The sequence below is a fragment of the Enterobacter cloacae complex sp. 418I7 genome, from assembly GCF_050030705.1.
Classification (GTDB): domain Bacteria; phylum Pseudomonadota; class Gammaproteobacteria; order Enterobacterales; family Enterobacteriaceae; genus Enterobacter; species Enterobacter intestinihominis.
In genome coordinates this window covers 2,493,659-2,512,096 of record NZ_JBLGUU010000001.1, presented here as the reverse complement: position 1 = coordinate 2,512,096, position 18,438 = coordinate 2,493,659, and the positions used below count along the sequence as shown (strand labels likewise).

Genomic DNA, 18,438 nt, shown 5'->3' with positions numbered 1-18,438 from the left:
GGACCGTACTTCTTTATCCAGGCGTAAAGACTGTGAGTGGTGATATCGAGACGTGTTGCAACACTGGAAACAGAATGACCGCGTTCAACAACCTGTTTGACTGCTTCAATTTTAAACTCTTCAGGATAACGCTTACCGCTCATGGGCACCTCTCTTTAAGTCATCTTAAATGACTCTGAGGTGTCTGTTAAACCCGTGGCGATTCAGAGCTAACAGTGGCATGTTCCTCTCAAGTCAAAATCTGAAATTTAAGTATGGGAACGTAATGCGTGAGCTTGTTAAGTAATCTTGCCGAGAAATCTTTTAAATAGAAAATGATTTAAATGAAACTTCCCGCATGGGCGGGAAGTGATGTGTCAATGTGGTCAATATGTGGACTCGGCCTGTAATAAACCATTTTATTTCATTGTGTTAAGGTGTTTAAAATGGCTCCCGAGGGAGCCTTTCATTTCAGAACACTTTTTTATACGGGCGAACCGTGACTTTCTCGTACACGCCGGCTGCGACGTACGGGTCTGCTTCTGCCCAGGCCTGCGCGGCTTCCAGAGATTCAAACTCGGCAATCACCGTGGAGCCGGTAAAACCCGCTGCTCCCGGATCGTTGCTGTCAACGGCAGGCATCGGGCCTGCGGTCAGCAACCGACCTTCATCCTGTAGCAGCTGTAAACGCGCCAGATGGGCAGGGCGAACGGAAAGACGTTTTTCCAGAGAATCAGGTACATCTTCAGCGTAAATCACATAAAGCACGGCAGAGCTCCTTAACCGGTAAAAGTGACATTTACGTTATGTGAAAGCACAAATGACTGCAATGTAAAGATAATAACAATGTTAAAACCCTGATCTGGATGCCCCTTTTTTGCCCTCTTATACGCTTAAATTGCGCCAGGACAAAGTGTCTTATTGAATATGATTGCTATTTGCATTTAAAATCGAGGTTCGGTTTTTTAACGTTGATGATTATGACTTCGATGACCCTTGATTTACCTCGCCGCTTTCCATGGCCGACGCTGCTTTCCGTCGTTATTCACGGTGCTGTCGTGGCGGGTCTGCTCTATACCTCGGTTCATCAGGTTATTGAAATGCCAGCGCCAGCGCAGCCAATTTCTGTGACCATGGTATCGCCCGCGGATCTTGAACCGCCGCAGGTTGCGCCGCCGCCGCCACAGCCCGTTGTTGAACCCGAGCCGGAACCCGAGCCGATTCCTGAACCGCCAAAAGAAGCGCCGGTGGTGATCCATAAGCCAGAGCCGAAACCTAAGCCGAAGCCAAAACCCAAGCCGGTCAAAAAGGTGGAAGAGCGTCCGAAACGCGAAGTGCGTCCGGTTGAGCCACGCACCACGCAGCCGGTTGAAAATGCCGCCCCGTCACGTCCGCTGATGAGTAACACCACGACCGCGACAAAACCGACGGTAACGGCGCCAGCGGGCCCGCGCGCGCTGAGCCGTAACCAGCCGCAGTATCCGGCACGTGCTCAGGCGTTACGTATTGAAGGGCGTGTACGGGTGAAATTCGACGTTACGGCTGATGGACGTGTGGATAACGTGGAAATCCTGTCCGCACAGCCGGCGAATATGTTTGAACGCGAAGTTAAATCGGCCATGCGCAGGTGGCGTTATGAAGCCGGTAAACCCGGCAATGGGTTGATTGTAAATATTGTCTTCCGCCTGAACGGCGGGGCACAGATGGAATAAAAGAAGCCTCCGCAAGGAGGCTTTTTTTTACCTGAGGATCAGCTCCGTGGGAGCTGGCGGGGCTTACCGTCGCTATCCACTGCCACGTAGATGAACAGGGCCTCCGTCGCCTTATAGCGCTGACCAATCGGTTCAGAAGAGACTTTTTTCACCCATACTTCAATGTTAATGGAGATAGACGTATTGCCGCGTTTTACGCAGCGTGCGTAACAGCACACCACGTCCCCCACCGCGACAGGGCGCAGGAAGGTCATGCCATCGACCCGGACGGTTACCACGCGCCCGTGTGCAATCTCTTTTGCCAGGATTGCACCGCCCATATCCATCTGCGACATTAACCAGCCGCCAAAAATATCGCCATTGGCATTCGTATCCGCAGGCATTGCCAGTGTGCGTAAAACCAGTTCGCCCTGTGGGGCGTCATTTGTTGTCATTGTTTTTAAACTCGTAACTGAAGACTTCAGGCGGGATGCTACTATGATTTCTGGCTGGAGAGAATAGGGTTAGCGCCCGCAGCGCGGGCGCCTGAAGGTCAGAAGGACATGGTTACGCCAGCGTAATAGGCGCGGCCCGGTTCGTTATAGGTAGATGCACCGTCATTTTCACGGTAAATCTGCTTGTCAAAGAGGTTGCTGATGCCGGCATTCAGGCGCAGGTTTTTGGTCAGCTGATAGTTACTGCCGATACCCACGATGGAATACGCGCCGATCTCTCTGTTGGACATCGCATTTTCCTCTTTGCGGATTTCAGCGTTTTCTCTGGGCTTCTGGCGGCCGTACATCGTCCAGCTTACGTTGGCTGAAAGCTTGCTGTTAACCTCCCAGTCCAGCATGGTGTTGACGGTATATTTGGGGATAATCGACAGCGGATTACCGGTGTCTTTACTTTCAGACTGAATCATATACGTCGCATTAGTACGCCAGGTTAGCGTGTCGCGAATAACAGGGACGGTGAGGTTGCCTTCCAGCCCTTCAACAACGGCCTTACCGCCGTTCTCCCATTGCAGGATATTTGCGTCGCTGCTTGTCTGCCCCAGCACGTCCGTTCCTGAAACGATCTTGTTTTTGTAATCATTGCGGAACCAGGTAATTCCAGCCTCGTAGCCTTCCAGGGCAAAGGCCAGGCCGATCTCTTTGTTCACGCTGATTTCCGGATCCAGATCCGGGTTACCTAACAGATAACAGCTTCCTTCGGAAACGTTATTCGGGCAGCCATTGCCGCGGGTGGAAAGCAGATAGCCTTCGCTGGATTGATACAAATTTGGCGCTTTAAATACCCGAGCGATACCCGCTTTAACCTTGAACATGTCACCCAAATCCTGAGAGAGGTTCAGGCTCGGACTCCAGTTGCTGCCAAATTGATTGTGATAATCAAAGCGGAGCCCTGGGATCAGGTTGGTGCCCTGACGCGCTTCAATATTGTCCTCAAGATAGATGCCGGTGAGGTCAGCGCTGTTTTTGCTGTTGCGCTCAGAAGCCGTGCCGGGAACGCCGTTAATCACTTCTCCCGACACATTTGTCGACTGCATTGAGGCCGGATCGTTCAGTTCATCACGGTTCCATTCTGCACCCACGGTTAGCGTCTGTTCGACCAGCCAGAAGAAAGGAATGTTCAGTTCACCCGTTGAACGGTATGACTCCAGCCGGCTGGTATCGTATTTATCGCTATTGATCATCCCTTCAACTTTGCCCGTAGAGCCTTCTTCCAGTCGGGTGTTGTTGGTCTTTTCATAATAAACCCCGAACTTTGACTGACCCCAGTCCCAGATGCCGTTGTGCGTAATGCCATAAGACTGGCGGTACATTCGGTTGGTTTCGTGTCCATACAGGGACGACACCAGACCGTCAGGGCTGACGTTGCTGTTGCTGTATTGAGTATCACCCGCGTAGATATTGCCCTGGCGGCTGTAGCTGTAGTCGAAATCGATAATCTGCTGTGGCGTGAGTTTCCAGGAGAGCAGGGCATTAATGTCCTTGTTACGTACGCCCTCTCGCCCGGCGGCGTAAGAGCCGTTTTGCGCGGTGTTGATGTCCTGAGCATCTGCGTCGGTTTTGTTGATGTTCCCGTACAGGCGCATCGTTAACGCATCGCCCGCGAGGGGGCCGCTCAGATCAAAATTAGCGCGTTTCGTCGCCCCCTCTTTATCATTTTCAGGCTGGTTAGTGTATAGGGAGAGGGAGCCGTGCCAGTCGTTGGACGGGCGTTTGGTAATGATGTTGACTACGCCGCCGGCCGCCCCCGAACCATAGCGGGCGGCAGCTGGTCCCCGGAGCACTTCAATGCGTTCAACCATCTCTGGCGGAACCCAGTTGGTGTCCCCGCGGGTGTCGCGCTCCCCGCGCCAGCTGTAGCGCACCGAGTTACGTGACGTCACCGGCACACCGTCAATCAGAATCAGCGTGTTCTCTGGCCCCATACCGCGGATGTCGATCTGGCGGTTGTTACCACGACTGCCTGTCGCGCTGTTTCCGGTGAGGTTAACCCCGGGCATTTTGCGAATAATTTCCGAAAGATCGTTAACCGGTGGATCCTTTTCTATGTCCTTTGCCGTGATGATGGAAACCCCCGGCTGTTGCTTTAGGGCCTCTTCAGCGGTTGCCTGAACGACCATTGTTTCACCATCGGCGAGAGGATCTTCCGCTGCGTGCGCGCTCTGGTATAGCGTTGAAAGAATGGCGAGTGTAAGTGTAGCCGGGGCAAATCTTATTATGTTATTCATCAACTCATTTCCATTTGTTAAAAATGCGATGAAGAATATTAATGATAGTGATTCTCATTACAATAAAGCGACAGCAATCTCCATAAAATCTTCATGATTCAGACATTTTCGCAGGAAGGTTGTGGAGAAAAGGGAAGGCGGGAAAAGAGGCCAGACCGCGTGACGATCTGGCCAGAAGGATCAGTGCTTGTCATCCTGCGGCATGTGGCGATAAATATAAACGCCGCTGAGCAGGGTGAAGATAAGGGTCAGCGCCGTCAGGCCAAACACCTTGAAGTTGACCCAGATATTCTGCGGCAGCCAGAATGCGATATAGATATTCGCCAGACCACACAGAATAAAAAATAGCGCCCAGGCGATATTCAGACGCCCCCACACAGCCTGCGGCAGCGTCAGTTCTTTCCCCAGCATGCGCTGGATCAGCGGCTTCTTCATCACCCACTGGCTGATGAGCAGCGCGCCCGCAAACAGGCCGTAAATCACTGTGACCTTCCATTTGATAAATTCATCATTGTGGAAGAACAACGTCAGACCACCAAACACCGCCACCATCAGGAAAGTGATGAGCGCCATCTTTTCAACTTTGCGATAGCGAACCCAGCTGTAAATCAGCACCACAGCCGTTGCCACAATCAACGCCAGCGTGCCGGCATAGATGTCGTACAACTTATAAAAAGCGAAAAATACGATCAGCGGTAAAAAATCAAGAAACTGCTTCATTCTGCGATCCCGGTTACTGACGAATTAACATGTACAGGCGGAACAAATAGACCAGCAGTACAGCTGAAATCAGATTGCTCAGCGTATTGGCGACAACCGCGCCGACGTTTGGCGTTAATACCGCAAAATTCGGCGCAAACAGCAACAGTAGAGTCTTGGCCAGCAACCAGCTGATAACGGCCGGGGCGACCAGACGCATATTCGCCCACGCGAGCCTTATGCTGCTGCGCATGGCGGTGAAAATACCCATTTTGTCCTGCACAACCATTACTGGCGCAAATGAAAGCACGATAGCCAGCAGCACGCCCGGAACGACAACCAACATTATCCCCATCTGGACCAGCAGCGTGGTCAGGAAGATGAGGATAAACAGTTTCGGCAGCACCGGAGCACTGGCCCCGATGGCACGTAACGCGCTGACGCGTTGGCCGGCAGACACCAGCTGGATCATCAGCAACACGCCACCCGCCAGAATGGCGTTGCCGATCAGCCCCGAGAAGGTAGATGCCGCAGATGCACGCAGCAAGATTTGCTGTTGCTCTGGCGTCATATTCTGCACAAGGTCAAATAACCCTGCGCTGCCTGCAAGATGATCCCCCTGGCTCAGCGAGGCAATCTGTTCATCACTGGGTGAGAACGCATGACCCAGCACCACCGTAATAAAGGCGCACAACAACGCGATCAGTAAAAAAGTAACGAACTGATTGCGGAAAAAATTTCCCGTGTCACGGTAGACAGACTTCGCCGTGATAGACATGCACTCTCCTTGAGTATTGCAGGTGTTAATTAGCCGGCAATTGTACACCGGATAACACGCTGGTGGCAGCATCAAGGCTTGTATGGAAAAGCATATCTTTGTAAAGCGGCGGTAATCCATAGCGGGCGCGGGCGCGATTGCATGCCTCATTGACCTGTCCATCCTCTCCCGACATCGCGAAAGTGCGGCACGGGCTGGGGCGATCCGCGTAAATGGAACAGCGGGTGGATACCCCAGGTTCACCTTGCAGTGCCACACAGCGGCTCTGTTTTTGGTTGGTGCCGCGCATGCAACGCAGGAAAGGGGTCAAGGGTTCAGTGAGATCAACCGGAACGGTGCCGCCGCCATCGCTGGCTTCAGCCCAGTAGAAAGAGACTCGAAAATACGCACAACAGGCTCCGCACGTCATGCACGGGTTATGATCACTCATGGCACACCTGCAAAAGTAGAACGCATCAAATCAGACTGTGAGAGCGATAAATTATCCAGCCGCTACAGGAAGCGCAAGAGAGGAAAAACAGAAAATTTTGTAACTATGAAATGCCAAAAATTGACGCGGCAACAACTTATTGCTTTATGAGGCGTCACCAAAAATTAACCTAGATCAATGAATGTTAACTTACTGGTTTTAATGTGATCTGTGTTAGATCACTTATTACTCATTTGTGAGTATATTCTCCTCCGCAATTAAAACCACAACGATGGAGCGGATATGAAAAAATTAGCGGTGGCAGCCCTTATCTTAAGCAGTCTCTCTGGCGGCGCGTACGCGCATGAAGCAGGTGAATTCTTTATTCGTGCCGGTTCGGCAACGGTGCGTCCAACGGAAGGTTCCGACAATGTACTGGGTATGGGCGGGTTTAACGTTAGCAATAACACCCAGTTAGGCCTGACATTCACGTATATGGCTACGGATAACATTGGCGTTGAGCTTCTGGCCGCCACGCCATTCCGTCACCGCGTCGGTTTAGGGCCGACCGGGGACATTGCTACGGTGCACCATTTACCACCAACCCTGATGGCGCAGTGGTACTTCGGCGATTCCAGCAGCAAGTTACGCCCTTATATTGGTGCAGGCGTTAACTACACCACCTTCTTTGATGAGAAATTTAACGATACCGGTAAAGAGGCTGGGCTATCCGATCTCAGCCTGAAAGACTCATGGGGCATGGCGGGGCAGGTTGGTCTGGATTATCTGATTAACCGTGACTGGCTGATCAACGCCTCGGTCTGGTATATGGACATTGATACGGATGTGCGCTTTAAAGCTAGCGGTGAGCAGCAGAGTATCAGTACCCGTCTGGATCCGTGGGTATTTATGTTCTCAGCGGGTTATCGTTTCTGACAGAAGATATATCCCCGGTCAGCCGGGGATTGCTGTATGGTGGTTGTTCCACATACCTGGCTGGAGGGGATATCCCCAACATCAAATTTGAGTGTCCGGTTTGTGCAGGTAAACAGTTTCAGTTCACGACGTTCAGCCCAGCACATAGCCTACCTCACGGTGCTATCTGTTCCGTTTGCGGAACACGTCTCACCACTCATTCATGCCTGCCGAAACTCAGACGACGACGGTGGCCAAAGCCAGTAAACTAGATAAGGCCTCTGAGAGGCCTTTTTCGATCGTGAAATCACTTCTGAATTAAATAACGAATCGTTGGTCCGTCCTGCTGGATATCCAGCACGGTATAGCCGTGATTTTTGGCATCAAGCGGAATGTTATTGATCGACTGGGGGCAATCGCTCACCACTTCCAGAATTTCACCTTTCTTAAGCTGCGGTAACGCCTCAAGCGTGGCGACAGCCGGGTAAGGGCAGGGTTCACCCACCATATCGAGACGATAATCAGGCACGATCTCTTTCATGCGGCATTCTCCTGAGTTTCAGTTTTGACGGTGGCACGCCGGAAGAAGCGCTTTTCATGCGCAATAACCAGTAAGAAGGCGATAAGCAGCAGGGCGTAGGTCACCATGAGCCCCCCGAGTGGACCAAAGGTATTCAGCAAATTGACCTTGTCCCAGTTGGTTGCCAGTACTGGAGAGACGTCATCCCAGTAGTACGCCACGAGGGTTGAGCCAATCACGTTACCCAGACCAACCCACCAGTAATGCACCTGGCCTTCCACGGCGCGATACATCCAGCCAGTTTCACACCCGCCCGCCAGCACGATGCCAAAACCAAACAGTAGCCCGCCAATGACCGCATTAGGACCGGCCCACATAATTTTCGGCTCAACGCCGAGCTGAACATAGCTAAAGATCCCGATCGCGCTCATGGCCATCCCGGCAATAATGGCTTTCGCCATCATGGTACGTCCGGTGATCCACATATCGCGAAACGCGGAGGTAAAGCAGATCTGCGCGCGTTCAATCAGCAGACCAAAGCCGACGCCGAACAGCATGGCCAGACCGAGTTTGGGCTGATTCATCGCCGTGCAAATCGCCCAGGCAACCATAGCAAAAAAGACCAGCATACCGAGGCGGAAGCGACGACGCGCCTGATCGGGTTTTTGCGTTAACGGAGATGCAGCGCTAACTTTCGTCATTTTCACCGGAATGCGGAACAGTGGCAGCAGGGTGAACTTTGCACCGAAATATGAGCCAATGGCGGTGGCGACAGCAAAGAACCAGGCATGCAGCGAGAATTGCGGAATACCGGTAAAGAACGCGGCCAGATTACAGCCCATCGCCAGGCGGGCGCCAAACCCGGCAATGATACCGCCGACCACGGCCTGCATAATGCGGATGCGGTTTTTCGGCATGCGCAACTTAACGTTGTTGGCCCACAGCGCGGCCGCAAAACATCCGCCAAACATGCCAATGATCATCATCCCGTCGATGCGGGTCAGCGGTGAGCCCTCAAGATGGATCAGTTTGAAGTAACCCCACTCTTCGGCATGAACGCCTGCCAGCTGTAATAGCTGCCCACCCCAGCGGGTAAACTCGCCCGTAACAGCCCAGAAGGTGCCGGTAATGCCGAAATAATAGGTAGAGAGAATGCCTGCCGCGATAACGGCCGGAACAGGTGACCAGAACTTAACCATGTAAGTCTGTTTGAAGGAATGCCAGGACATGAATAACCTCTGAACTCAGAAGGGTAACGCTAAAAAGAGCCCAGATCATACGCTTACGCGAACGTTTGAAAAGTCATTCACACCGAAAATATCGACAGGATCAATTTTGACCTGCTTCTTTCAGGAAGAGAGAAGGGAAAACCGCCTGACGCCGGGGCCAGACGGTGTTAACGGTTACGCCTTGTGTGTGGCCGCTTTCATGGATGTGACGAATGCGTGTAACTCAGCCAGCATCTGCTCTGGCTTATCCACATTCTTCTCGATGATTTTCACGATAGCCGAACCGGAAATGGCCCCGGCGGCTTTCGCGTCAATCGCCGCAGTAACCTGATCCGGAGAGGAAATCCCAAAGCCCTGAAGCGGCGGTGCAGCATGGTATTCTGCCAGCTTCTCCACCAGATGATGCAGCGGAAGCGCGGCTTTGTTTTCCGCACCGGTGACGCCCGCACGGGAGAGCAGGTAGGTGTAACCCCGTCCGTAAGAGGCAATCTGGCGCAACAGATCGTCATCGGCATTCGGTGGACAGATGAAAATCGGCGCGACGTTGTGGCGCATCGCCGCCTGACGGAACGGCGCAGACTCTTCAACGGGCACGTCAGCCACCAGCACGGAGTCAACGCCCACGCGGGCGCACTCTGCGTAAAACGCATCAATACCGCGGCTGAACACCAGGTTGGCGTACATCAGCAGGCCGATCGGAATGGTCGGGTGCTTCTGGCGAATCGCCGCCAGCATTTCGAAGCACTGGCCCGGCGTCACGCCCGCAGCAAACGCGCGAAGCGTCGCGTTCTGGATGGTCGGGCCATCCGCCAGCGGATCGGAGAACGGAATCCCCAATTCCAGAGCGTCGGCACCGGCGTCAATCAGGGTATCGATAATCTTCAGCGACAGCTCCGGACCGGGGTCGCCCAGCGTCACGAAGGGAACGAAAGCGCCTTCCTGGCGGGCTTTCAGTTGTGCAAATGCGTTGTCGTAGCGTTCCATCAGATTTCCCCTCGTGCTTTCAGAATATCGTGAACGGTGAAAATATCTTTGTCACCGCGACCGGAAAGGTTTACCACCAGCAGTTGCTCTTTTTCCGGGTTTTCCTTCATCATTTTCAGCGCGTGTGCCAGCGCGTGGGAAGACTCCAGCGCCGGGATGATCCCTTCATTGCGGCACAGGGTTTTGAAGGCCTCCAGCGCTTCGTCATCAGTGATGGAGACATAATCCGCGCGGCCGGTGCTGTTGAGGAACGCGTGCTGCGGCCCTACGGACGGGAAATCCAGCCCGGCTGAAATTGAGTAAGACTCCTCAATCTGCCCTTCATCGGTCTGCATCATCGGGGCCTTCATGCCGAAATAGATCCCCACGCGGCCATGCTTCAGCGGCGCACCGTGCTCACCCGTTTCAATGCCGTGGCCGGCAGGCTCAACGCCAATCAGCCCAACGCTGGTTTCGTCGATAAAATCGGCAAACATGCCGATGGCGTTAGATCCGCCGCCAACGCAGGCGATCACCGCATCCGGCAGGCGACCCTCTTTTTCGAGGATCTGCGCTTTAGTCTCTTCTCCGATCATGCGCTGGAATTCACGCACGATGGTCGGGAACGGGTGTGGGCCTGCCGCGGTACCGAGCATGTAGTGGGCGGTTTCGTAGCTGCCAGACCAGTCGCGCAGCGCTTCATTACAGGCATCTTTCAGCGTGGCAGAACCGCTGTGCACAGGGATCACTTCCGCCCCCATCAGACGCATACGGAACACGTTAGGCGACTGGCGTTCAACGTCTTTCGCCCCCATATAGATGCGGCACTTCAGGCCGAGCAGGGCGCTGGCGAGGGCAGAGGCCACGCCGTGCTGGCCCGCGCCGGTTTCGGCGATAATTTCGGTTTTACCCATACGTTTGGCGAGCAGAGCCTGGCCAAGCACCTGATTAGTTTTATGCGCGCCGCCGTGCAGCAGATCTTCACGTTTAAGGTAGAGCGTGGTTCTGGTGCCTTCGGTCAGGTTGCGGCATTTGGTCAGTGCCGTCGGACGACCGGCGTAGTTTTTCAGCAGGTCAGTAAACTCCGCCTGAAACGCCGGATCTTTCTGCGCGCTCACGAACGCTTCTTCCAGCTGGCGCAGCGCGGGCATCAGGATTTGTGGGACGTACATCCCACCAAACTCACCAAAATACGGGTTAAGTAATGTCGTCATCTTCTCTTCCTTAATATGCACGTAGAGTTTTAAATACCGATGCCAGCTTGCTGGCGTCTTTTATGCCCGGTTGGGACTCTACGCCTGAATTGAAATCGAGGCCGGCGCAGCCGGTTTTGGCTGCTTCCACACAGTTATCGGGGCTTAATCCCCCCGCCAGCAGGACATTGTCCAGCACTTCGCCACGCAGCAGTGACCAGTCGAAACGCTGCCCCGTGCCGCCCTGGCCGTTGTCGAGCACGTATTTATCAACATGCGTAAGGTTACGCGCGGGCAGGAAGGCGCCAACGCTTTGCGCTTTCCAGATCTGAACCTGAGGTGCCAGAACATGTCGCAGAGCATCGATGTATGTCTGATCTTCATCGCCATGTAGCTGAACCGCGCTCAGGGATAACGCGTCCGCTTTCGCCGCAACGTCGTTAATATCCGCATTGAGGAACACGCCCACGTAGCTCAGTGGCGCAGCCGCAATCACCTTGCGCGCCTGTTCTTCATTAACGGCGCGAGGAGAGGACTCAACAAAGATCAGACCACCATAGATTGCGCCCGCCTCATACGCCGCCTGCGCATCCTGTTCACGGGTCAGGCCGCAAACTTTGTTCTCACCCAGCAGCACGCGGCGCACGGCCGCATTAAGATCGTCGTGTTCCATCATCGCGGAACCGATCAGGAAACCGTTGGCAAAGTGGCTGAGTTCGCGCACCTGAGCGTAGCTGTTGATTCCGGATTCGCTGATCACCGTGACGCCCGCACCCAGACGCGGCGCAAGCTGGCGCGTACGGTTGAGGTCAATCGACAGGTCGCGCAGGTCGCGGTTGTTAATGCCGACCACTTTGGCTTCCAGCGCGATGGCGCGCTCCAGCTCCTCTTCGTTGCTCACTTCGGTAAGCACGCCCATATTCAGGCTGTGCGCGACGGCGGAGAGCTGGCGATACTGTTCATCATCCAGCACGGAGAGCATCAGCAGGCAGGCATCGGCCTGGTAAAAGCGCGCCAGCCAGATCTGATACGGGTCGATAATAAAGTCTTTGCACAGAATCGGCTGCGGCGCGATGCCGCTGACTACGGGCAGAAAATCGAAGCTGCCCTGGAAATATTTCTCATCCGTCAGCACAGAAATGGCAGACGCATGATGCTTGTAGATACCGGCAATACGCGCCGGGTCGAAATCGTCACGGATCACGCCTTTGGACGGAGACGCTTTTTTACACTCCAGAATAAACGCGGTACGCGCGCCCTGGAGGGCATCATAGAAACGACGGCTGCTCGGAACGACGTCATTCTGAAAACTGGCGAGCGGCTGCTGTTGCTTACGGGCTTCCACCCAGATGGCCTTATCGGCGACGATTTTCGCTAAAACGGTCTGCATTATTTACCCTCTTGCCGCAAGTGCGGTAACGCGATCGTAAGCTGCACCGGAGCGCAGTACGTCCAGAACTTTTTGGGCGTTGGCTTTCAGATCTTCCTCGCCATGTAAACGCATCAGCATGGCTACGTTGGCCGCCACGGCGGCCTCATGGGCGGCCTCACCTTTACCTTGTAATAAGCGCGTGAGAATGTCACGGTTTTCTTCCGGCGTGCCGCCCGCCAGGGCGTCCTGATGGTACGGGGTCAACCCGAAATCAGCGGCCTCAAGCTGATAGTTCAGCACTTCGCCGTTATTCAGTTCGGCCACCAGCGTGGGCGCATGCAGGGAAACTTCATCCATCCCGCCGCTGTGTACCACGGCGGCGCGTTGGTAACCGAGGACGCGCAGCGTCTCCGCAATCGGCAGGACCAGCTCCGGACTGTAAACGCCAATCAGCGCCAGCGGCGGGTGCGCCGGGTTAATGAGTGGACCGAGCACATTAAACAGCGTCCGGGTTTTAAGCTGCTGGCGAACGGGCATCGCGTGGCGGAAACCGGTGTGATACTTCGGCGCAAACAGGAAACAGACGCCCAGGTCATCCAGCGCTTCACGGGAACGCTCGGCGTTCATGTCCAGATTGATACCGAAAGCCGCCAGCAGGTCGGACGATCCGGAACGGCTGGACACGCTGCGGTTGCCGTGCTTCGCCACTTTCAGTCCGCATGCCGCCGCCACAAAGGCGCTGGCGGTCGAAATATTGATGCTGTTGCTGCCGTCGCCGCCGGTCCCAACGATATCGGCAAACGGATAGTCCGGGCGCGGGAACGGGGCGGCATTTTCCAGCAGCGCGGTTGCCGCACCGGCGATCTCCTGCGGGCTTTCGCCGCGCACTTTCATGCTCACCAGCGCAGCGGCCAGCTGCTCAGGCTTCAGCTCGCCGCGCACGACGGCGGAGAAAAGCTGGTGGCTCTCCTGCTGGCTCAGGGTCTGGGCCTGATACAGTTTTTCCAGAATCGGTTGCAGGGTGTTGGTCTGCTCCAGCTTTTGCAGCGCCCAGTTGAGCGTTTGCTCCAGCAGGCGCGCGCCGTTAGACGTCAGGATAGATTCCGGGTGGAACTGCATCCCGCAGACGCGATCCGCATCGTGACGCACCGCCATCACCATCCCTTCAAACGAGGCGTTAATCGTCAGCCCGGCCGGAATATTGCTGCCGACCAGTGAGTGGTAACGCGCCACCGGAAGCGGGTTCGGCAGACCGGCAAACATCGCCTGACCGTCATGTTCAATGCTTGACGCTTTACCATGCAGGATCTCCCCCGCCTGACCCACGTAACCACCGTAGGCTTCGACAATCGCCTGGTGGCCGAGGCAGATGCCGATAATCGGCAGCTTGCCGCGCATACGGGTCAACAGCTCAGGCATACAGCCCGCTTCGCTCGGTGCGCCTGGCCCCGGGGAGAGCATCAGCACCGGGTTTTGCATGGTCGCCAGACGGTCAATCAGCGTCTGGGCCGGAACGTGGTTGCGATAGATAACGACGTTGTGTCCATTCGCACGCAGCTGATCTGCCAGGTTGTAGGTAAAGGAGTCGATATTATCGAGCAGCAGAATGTCAGCCATCAGAAAATCTCCTGTGCATGGTGTGCGGTAGCAATGGCGCGCAGTACCGCGCGCGCTTTACTGCGGGTTTCGTCGGCTTCCGACTGCGGAACAGAATCCAGCACAATCCCGGCCCCGGCCTGGACGGTAGCAATGCCGTCCTCAACGTAGGCGGAGCGAATCACGATGCAGGTATCGAGGTCACCGTGAGCGGTGAAATAGCCCACCGCGCCACCGTAGCTGCCGCGACGGCGGCCTTCAGCTTCGGCAATCAGCTGCATGGCGCGGACTTTCGGCGCGCCGCTCAACGTGCCCATGTTCATGCAGGCGCGGTAGGCGTGCAGGACGTCGAGGTCGTGGCGCAGCTCACCCACCACGCGGGATACCAGATGCATGACGAAGGAGTAGCGGTCGACTTTGGTCAGGTCTGCCACATAGCGGCTGCCCGGCGTACAAATACGCGCCAGGTCGTTACGCGCCAGGTCAACCAGCATCAGGTGTTCGGAGAGCTCTTTGTGGTCGGTACGCATTTCCAGTTCGATGCGGCTGTCGAGATCGCGGTCCAGGGAGCCATCGGCACGACGGCCGCGTGGACGGGTTCCCGCTATCGGGTAGATCTCAATCTGGCGGCTGGTGGCGTCGTACTTGAGGGAGCTTTCCGGTGACGCGCCGAACAGAGTGAAATCATTGTCCTGCATAAAGAACATGTACGGGCTTGGGTTGCTCTTTTTCAGCACATCGTAAGCCGCCAGCGGCGACGGGCAGGGCAGTGAAAAGCGACGGGACGGCACCACCTGGAAAATCTCCCCGGCACGAATCGCTTTTTGCATCTGACGGACCACCGCGCCGTACTGATCGTCGGTCTGACTCACCTCGCAGGTCATCTTTTCAACACGCTGCACCGGGAGCGCGGGCGGTGCTTCTGACATCTGCTGTTGCAGTTGGCCGATGCGCTGCGCGAGGCGATTTTTCTCAGACACAGATGGCGTGAACAGGCTGGCCTGAATGCGGGTGTATTTTTTCTGATGGTCGATCACCAGCAGGGTTTCGGCCAGGTAGAAACAGTAGTCCGGGCAGCGGTTACCCTGCTCGGTTTCCGGTAAATCTTCAAAGCCAGCAACCAGGTCGTAAGCAAACAGCCCGCCAAAGAACATTGCTTCGCGCTCATCTTCCGGCACTTTGATCAGATTTTGCAGCAGGCGGAAGGCGTCGAAAACGGAGAGTGAGCAGAGGCGGGCATCTTCATCCAGCAACTGGCTTACCGGCGGGAAATGCAGAATTCGCAGGTCCGGATGACGCTCATTTTCAATGCCTGAAGGCAGAGCCGCATCCAGCAGCGGCAGCAGCGACGCACCATTCTCGGATAACGCCTTAATAGTGACAGTGTCACCCGCTGCGGTAATGCGCAGCGCGCTGTCAACCAGCAGCAGGCTTTTGAGATCGTCCTTGCTGTCGATATCAGCAGATTCCAGCAGCAGCGTCGCAGGACGTGCACCGCACACCTGATGAAAGAGCGCGGTAGGGTTATGGCGATAAGCCGCCTCGCAGGTCAGCAGTTCGAGGTGGGGTTTGGCTGTTTGCATGTTGTTATTCTCATATTCTGTTCAAAAAAAAGCCCGCTTGGGAGCGGGCCGGGTATCTGTTTGCTTTTCGCAGACGCGTGACACTGCCCGAAGATCAGGAAGTACGCCACCAACCGTGCAGAGCGAAATGTGCTGTCATTTTCAGATACCTTTCTCGTGTGAACTTGCGTACTAGTTAACTAGTTCGATGGCGTGTTGTCAACCCCTGATTTCAGTATTTCGCGGTAAGTCGGTATCATAGGTGCTTCGGATGTCTCCAGACTGTTATGGGAAGTGCTTTGAGCGATACCACCTACGCCGTAATTTATGATTTACACAGCCATACGCAGGCTTCAGATGGCCTGCTGACGCCCGAAGCCCTGGTCCATCGCGCCGTTGAAATGCGTGTCGGCACGCTGGCAATAACCGATCACGACACAACAGACGCCATCCCCGCCGCGCGCGCCGAGATTGCCCGAAGCGGGCTGGCGCTAAATCTGGTGCCCGGGGTCGAGATCTCCACGCTCTGGGAAAACCACGAAATTCATATCGTTGGCCTGAATATTGATACAGAACATCCGGCAATGTGCGCATTTTTGCAAGAGCAAAAAGCACGACGCAATCAACGCGCGGAGTTGATAGGCGAACGTCTTGAGAAGGCGCATATCCCCGGTGCGCTGGAAGGTGCGCGCAAGCTGGCGAACGGTGGGGCGGTCACGCGCGGCCATTTCGCCCGTTTTCTGGTTGACGCCGGTAAAGCGACGACCATGGCGAATGTGTTTAAAAAGTATCTGGCGCGCGGGAAAACCGGATACGTTCCTCCCCAGTGGTGTACAATAAAACAAGCTATTGATGTGATTCATCATTCTGGTGGTAAGGCCGTATTGGCCCATCCGGGGCGGTATAATCTTTCTGCTAAATGGCTGAAAAGGCTGCTGGCCCACTTTGCCGAATGCGGCGGTGAGGCGATGGAAGTTGCCCAGTGTCAGCAGGCACCCAATGAGCGTTCGCAGCTCGCGACCTACGCCCGTCAGTTTGGCCTGCTTGGGTCACAGGGTTCAGATTTCCATCAGCCCTGCGCGTGGATTGAACTGGGGCGCAAGCTCTGGTTACCCGCTGGCGTTGAGCCCGTCTGGCAGCTCTGGGAACAGCCACAGCAAATTGAAGAGAGGGAAGTATGAGTCAGTTTTTCTATATCCATCCGGATAACCCACAGCCACGTCTGATTAATCAGGCTGTGGAAATCGTCCGTAAAGGTGGCGTTATTGTCTACCCAACCGATTCTGGCTACGCGCTGGGCTGTAAAATCGAGGATAAAGGGGCGATGGAGCGCATCTGTCGAATCCGCCAACTGCCGGACGGCCACAACTTCACCCTGATGTGTCGCGATCTCTCTGAGCTGTCGACCTATGCGTATGTCGACAACGTGGCCTTTCGCCTGATCAAAAACAACACGCCGGGAAACTACACCTTCATTCTGAAAGGGACAAAAGAGGTGCCGCGTCGTCTGTTGCAGGAAAAACGTAAAACCATCGGCATGCGCGTGCCGTCGAACCCGATTGCCCAGGCGCTGCTGGAAACCCTCGGCGAGCCGATGCTGTCTACCTCGCTGATGCTGCCGGGCAGTGAGTTTACCGAGTCCGACCCGGAAGAGATCAAAGATCGTCTGGAGAAAGTGGTGGAGCTGATTATTCATGGCGGCTATCTAGGCCAGCAACCGACCACCGTGGTGGATCTCACCGAAGACGCGCCAGAAGTGATTCGTGAAGGCGTGGGCGATGTTAAGCCTTTCTTGTAAGGGTGTAAGCAGATATACTACGCGGCCATCAAAGCAGGGCGTTGCCCTGTTTTTGACCTGATTCGACGCCTGTGAAGGCGACACCTGAGGAAGCTCAATGAGCGAGAAGTTACAGAAAGTGCTGGCGCGTGCCGGCCACGGTTCGCGCCGTGAAATCGAAGCCATTATTGAAGCAGGTCGCGTGAGTGTGGACGGTAAAATCGCCACACTCGGTGACCGCGTTGAAATCGTACCGGGGCTGAAGATCCGCATTGACGGCCATCTTATCTCCGTGAAAGAGTCCGCTGAACAGATCTGCCGCGTGCTGGCTTACTACAAGCCGGAAGGCGAACTGTGTACCCGCAACGATCCGGAAGGCCGCCCGACGGTGTTCGACCGTCTGCCAAAACTGCGTGGCGCCCGCTGGATTGCCGTAGGGCGTCTGGACGTGAATACCTGTGGCCTGCTGCTGTTCACCACCGATGGTGAACTGGCAAACCGCCTGATGCACCCGAGTCGTGAAGTGGAGCGTGAATACGCCGTTCGTGTTTTCGGCCAGGTTGATGAGAACAAACTGCGCGATCTGTCGCGTGGCGTTCAGCTGGAAGACGGCCCAGCGGCGTTCAAAACCATCAAGTTTACCGGTGGTGAAGGCATTAACCAGTGGTACAACGTTACCCTGACAGAGGGACGTAACCGCGAGGTGCGTCGTCTGTGGGAAGCGGTCGGTGTCCAGGTAAGCCGTTTGATTCGTGTCCGCTATGGCGACATCCTGCTGCCGAAAGGCCTGCCACGTGGCGGCTATACCGAGCTGGATCTGACGCAAACCAACTACCTGCGCGATCTGGTTGGCCTGACGCCAGAAACCACGTCGAAAGTGGCGGTAGAGAAAGATCGTCGTCGTATGAAGGCGAATCAGATCCGCCGTGCGGTTAAACGTCACAGCCAGGTTAGCAGCAATCGCCGCTCTGGCAGCCGTAATAACAACGGTTAATCTAAAAGCCCGGTGAATATA

Annotated in this window: 19 protein-coding genes, 1 pseudogene and 1 other annotated feature; of the genes and pseudogenes, 5 read left to right on the top strand and 15 right to left on the bottom strand. The window is 55.2% G+C overall.

Annotated elements, in window-relative coordinates; translation table 11 throughout:
• Positions 1-11 precede the first annotated feature (11 nt).
• Positions 12-143 (bottom strand): annotated as a pseudogene (locus tag ACQG0S_RS12085) (transposase); the annotation flags it as partial.
• A 307-nt stretch (positions 144-450) separates the two neighbouring features.
• Positions 451-747: a YciI family protein gene (locus tag ACQG0S_RS12080; RefSeq protein WP_003856755.1), complete on the bottom strand. Its 297-nt coding sequence runs from the start codon at positions 745-747 to the stop codon at positions 451-453.
• 221 nt (positions 748-968) lie between these two features.
• Here ACQG0S_RS12080 and tonB point away from each other — a divergent pair, with 221 nt between their 5' ends.
• The gene (gene tonB, locus ACQG0S_RS12075; protein ID WP_032622462.1) at positions 969-1,691 is read left to right on the top strand and encodes a TonB system transport protein TonB; all 723 of its coding nucleotides are present in this window, start codon (positions 969-971) and stop codon (positions 1,689-1,691) included.
• Positions 1,692-1,729: 38 nt separating this feature from the next.
• Here the strand turns inward: tonB and yciA are convergent, their stop codons facing one another.
• The 5 genes from yciA to ACQG0S_RS12050 all read right to left on the bottom strand — a co-directional run bounded on the left by yciA (position 1,730) and on the right by ACQG0S_RS12050 (position 6,317).
• Positions 1,730-2,125: an acyl-CoA thioester hydrolase YciA gene (gene yciA / locus ACQG0S_RS12070; RefSeq protein WP_022648341.1), complete on the bottom strand. Its 396-nt coding sequence runs from the start codon at positions 2,123-2,125 to the stop codon at positions 1,730-1,732.
• 98 nt (positions 2,126-2,223) lie between these two features.
• Positions 2,224-4,410 (bottom strand): TonB-dependent siderophore receptor, encoded by a 2,187-nt coding sequence (locus ACQG0S_RS12065; protein ID WP_023300271.1) that lies wholly within the window; start codon positions 4,408-4,410, stop codon positions 2,224-2,226.
• Positions 4,411-4,590: 180 nt separating this feature from the next.
• Positions 4,591-5,130, bottom strand: coding sequence for a septation protein A (locus tag ACQG0S_RS12060; protein ID WP_003856762.1), 540 nt, complete (start codon positions 5,128-5,130; stop codon positions 4,591-4,593).
• A 13-nt stretch (positions 5,131-5,143) separates the two neighbouring features.
• Positions 5,144-5,887, bottom strand: coding sequence for a YciC family protein (locus ACQG0S_RS12055; RefSeq protein WP_023300270.1), 744 nt, complete (start codon positions 5,885-5,887; stop codon positions 5,144-5,146).
• Between the two features lie 25 nt (positions 5,888-5,912).
• Entirely contained in the window at positions 5,913-6,317 is a 405-nt protein-coding gene (locus ACQG0S_RS12050) for a YkgJ family cysteine cluster protein (protein WP_017384228.1), read from the bottom strand.
• Positions 6,318-6,599: 282 nt separating this feature from the next.
• On the opposite strand from ACQG0S_RS12050, the gene ompW reads away from it, so the two are divergent.
• Positions 6,600-7,232: an outer membrane protein OmpW gene (gene ompW, locus ACQG0S_RS12045; RefSeq protein WP_023300268.1), complete on the top strand. Its 633-nt coding sequence runs from the start codon at positions 6,600-6,602 to the stop codon at positions 7,230-7,232.
• A gap of 286 nt (positions 7,233-7,518) precedes the next feature.
• On the opposite strand, the gene yedF is transcribed toward ompW, so the two are convergent.
• The 8 genes from yedF to trpL all read right to left on the bottom strand — a co-directional run bounded on the left by yedF (position 7,519) and on the right by trpL (position 15,806).
• Positions 7,519-7,752, bottom strand: a complete 234-nt coding sequence (gene yedF, locus ACQG0S_RS12040) for a sulfurtransferase-like selenium metabolism protein YedF (RefSeq protein ID WP_003856774.1) — start codon at positions 7,750-7,752, stop codon at positions 7,519-7,521.
• On the bottom strand, positions 7,749-8,960 hold the full coding sequence (yedE, locus tag ACQG0S_RS12035) for a selenium metabolism membrane protein YedE/FdhT (protein WP_048966761.1): 1,212 nt from the start codon (positions 8,958-8,960) through the stop codon (positions 7,749-7,751). The genes yedF and yedE overlap by 4 nt, the downstream gene beginning before the upstream one ends.
• 174 nt (positions 8,961-9,134) lie before the next feature.
• A complete protein-coding gene (gene trpA / locus ACQG0S_RS12030) occupies positions 9,135-9,944 on the bottom strand; it encodes a tryptophan synthase subunit alpha (protein WP_022648335.1) in 810 nt (269 codons plus the stop codon).
• The gene (gene trpB / locus ACQG0S_RS12025; protein ID WP_022648334.1) at positions 9,944-11,137 is read right to left on the bottom strand and encodes a tryptophan synthase subunit beta; all 1,194 of its coding nucleotides are present in this window, start codon (positions 11,135-11,137) and stop codon (positions 9,944-9,946) included. Before trpB ends, trpA begins: the two co-directional genes overlap by 1 nt.
• 10 nt (positions 11,138-11,147) lie before the next feature.
• Complete coding sequence (gene trpCF, locus ACQG0S_RS12020) at positions 11,148-12,506, bottom strand: bifunctional indole-3-glycerol-phosphate synthase TrpC/phosphoribosylanthranilate isomerase TrpF (RefSeq protein WP_048966762.1); 1,359 nt, start codon at positions 12,504-12,506, stop codon at positions 11,148-11,150.
• Between the two features lie 3 nt (positions 12,507-12,509).
• Complete coding sequence (gene trpD, locus ACQG0S_RS12015; protein ID WP_022648332.1) at positions 12,510-14,105, bottom strand: bifunctional anthranilate synthase glutamate amidotransferase component TrpG/anthranilate phosphoribosyltransferase TrpD; 1,596 nt, start codon at positions 14,103-14,105, stop codon at positions 12,510-12,512.
• Positions 14,105-15,667 carry an anthranilate synthase component 1 gene (locus tag ACQG0S_RS12010; protein ID WP_048966763.1) on the bottom strand — a complete coding sequence of 521 codons (1,563 nt, stop codon included), beginning with the start codon at positions 15,665-15,667 and terminating at the stop codon, positions 14,105-14,107. The genes trpD and ACQG0S_RS12010 overlap by 1 nt, the downstream gene beginning before the upstream one ends.
• 23 nt (positions 15,668-15,690) lie before the next feature.
• Positions 15,691-15,785 (bottom strand) — a sequence feature (Trp leader region).
• Complete coding sequence (gene trpL / locus ACQG0S_RS12005; protein ID WP_071524153.1) at positions 15,762-15,806, bottom strand: trp operon leader peptide; 45 nt, start codon at positions 15,804-15,806, stop codon at positions 15,762-15,764. (Overlaps the previous feature by 24 nt.)
• A gap of 139 nt (positions 15,807-15,945) precedes the next feature.
• Here trpL and rnm point away from each other — a divergent pair, with 139 nt between their 5' ends.
• From rnm to rluB, 3 genes are all read left to right on the top strand, one after another.
• Positions 15,946-16,827 carry an RNase RNM gene (rnm, locus tag ACQG0S_RS12000; RefSeq protein ID WP_048966764.1) on the top strand — a complete coding sequence of 294 codons (882 nt, stop codon included), beginning with the start codon at positions 15,946-15,948 and terminating at the stop codon, positions 16,825-16,827.
• A complete protein-coding gene (locus ACQG0S_RS11995) occupies positions 16,824-17,444 on the top strand; it encodes an L-threonylcarbamoyladenylate synthase (RefSeq protein ID WP_003856793.1) in 621 nt (206 codons plus the stop codon). The genes rnm and ACQG0S_RS11995 overlap by 4 nt, the downstream gene beginning before the upstream one ends.
• 97 nt (positions 17,445-17,541) lie before the next feature.
• Positions 17,542-18,417 carry a 23S rRNA pseudouridine(2605) synthase RluB gene (rluB, locus tag ACQG0S_RS11990; RefSeq protein ID WP_003856794.1) on the top strand — a complete coding sequence of 292 codons (876 nt, stop codon included), beginning with the start codon at positions 17,542-17,544 and terminating at the stop codon, positions 18,415-18,417.
• Positions 18,418-18,438: the final 21 nt, after the last annotated feature.

Coding starts and splice junctions, on each gene's coding strand:
- ACQG0S_RS11995 (WP_003856793.1), top strand. CDS start 16,824: ATGAGTCAGTTTTTCTATATCCATCCGGATAACCCACAGCCACGTCTG.
- trpB (WP_022648334.1), bottom strand. CDS start 11,137: ATGACGACATTACTTAACCCGTATTTTGGTGAGTTTGGTGGGATGTAC.
- trpA (WP_022648335.1), bottom strand. CDS start 9,944: ATGGAACGCTACGACAACGCATTTGCACAACTGAAAGCCCGCCAGGAA.
- ompW (WP_023300268.1), top strand. CDS start 6,600: ATGAAAAAATTAGCGGTGGCAGCCCTTATCTTAAGCAGTCTCTCTGGC.
- ACQG0S_RS12050 (WP_017384228.1), bottom strand. CDS start 6,317: ATGAGTGATCATAACCCGTGCATGACGTGCGGAGCCTGTTGTGCGTAT.
- rluB (WP_003856794.1), top strand. CDS start 17,542: ATGAGCGAGAAGTTACAGAAAGTGCTGGCGCGTGCCGGCCACGGTTCG.
- trpCF (WP_048966762.1), bottom strand. CDS start 12,506: ATGCAGACCGTTTTAGCGAAAATCGTCGCCGATAAGGCCATCTGGGTG.
- ACQG0S_RS12065 (WP_023300271.1), bottom strand. CDS start 4,410: ATGAATAACATAATAAGATTTGCCCCGGCTACACTTACACTCGCCATT.
- yedF (WP_003856774.1), bottom strand. CDS start 7,752: ATGAAAGAGATCGTGCCTGATTATCGTCTCGATATGGTGGGTGAACCC.
- ACQG0S_RS12010 (WP_048966763.1), bottom strand. CDS start 15,667: ATGCAAACAGCCAAACCCCACCTCGAACTGCTGACCTGCGAGGCGGCT.
- yciA (WP_022648341.1), bottom strand. CDS start 2,125: ATGACAACAAATGACGCCCCACAGGGCGAACTGGTTTTACGCACACTG.
- trpD (WP_022648332.1), bottom strand. CDS start 14,105: ATGGCTGACATTCTGCTGCTCGATAATATCGACTCCTTTACCTACAAC.
- yedE (WP_048966761.1), bottom strand. CDS start 8,960: ATGTCCTGGCATTCCTTCAAACAGACTTACATGGTTAAGTTCTGGTCA.
- tonB (WP_032622462.1), top strand. CDS start 969: ATGACCCTTGATTTACCTCGCCGCTTTCCATGGCCGACGCTGCTTTCC.
- ACQG0S_RS12060 (WP_003856762.1), bottom strand. CDS start 5,130: ATGAAGCAGTTTCTTGATTTTTTACCGCTGATCGTATTTTTCGCTTTT.
- ACQG0S_RS12055 (WP_023300270.1), bottom strand. CDS start 5,887: ATGTCTATCACGGCGAAGTCTGTCTACCGTGACACGGGAAATTTTTTC.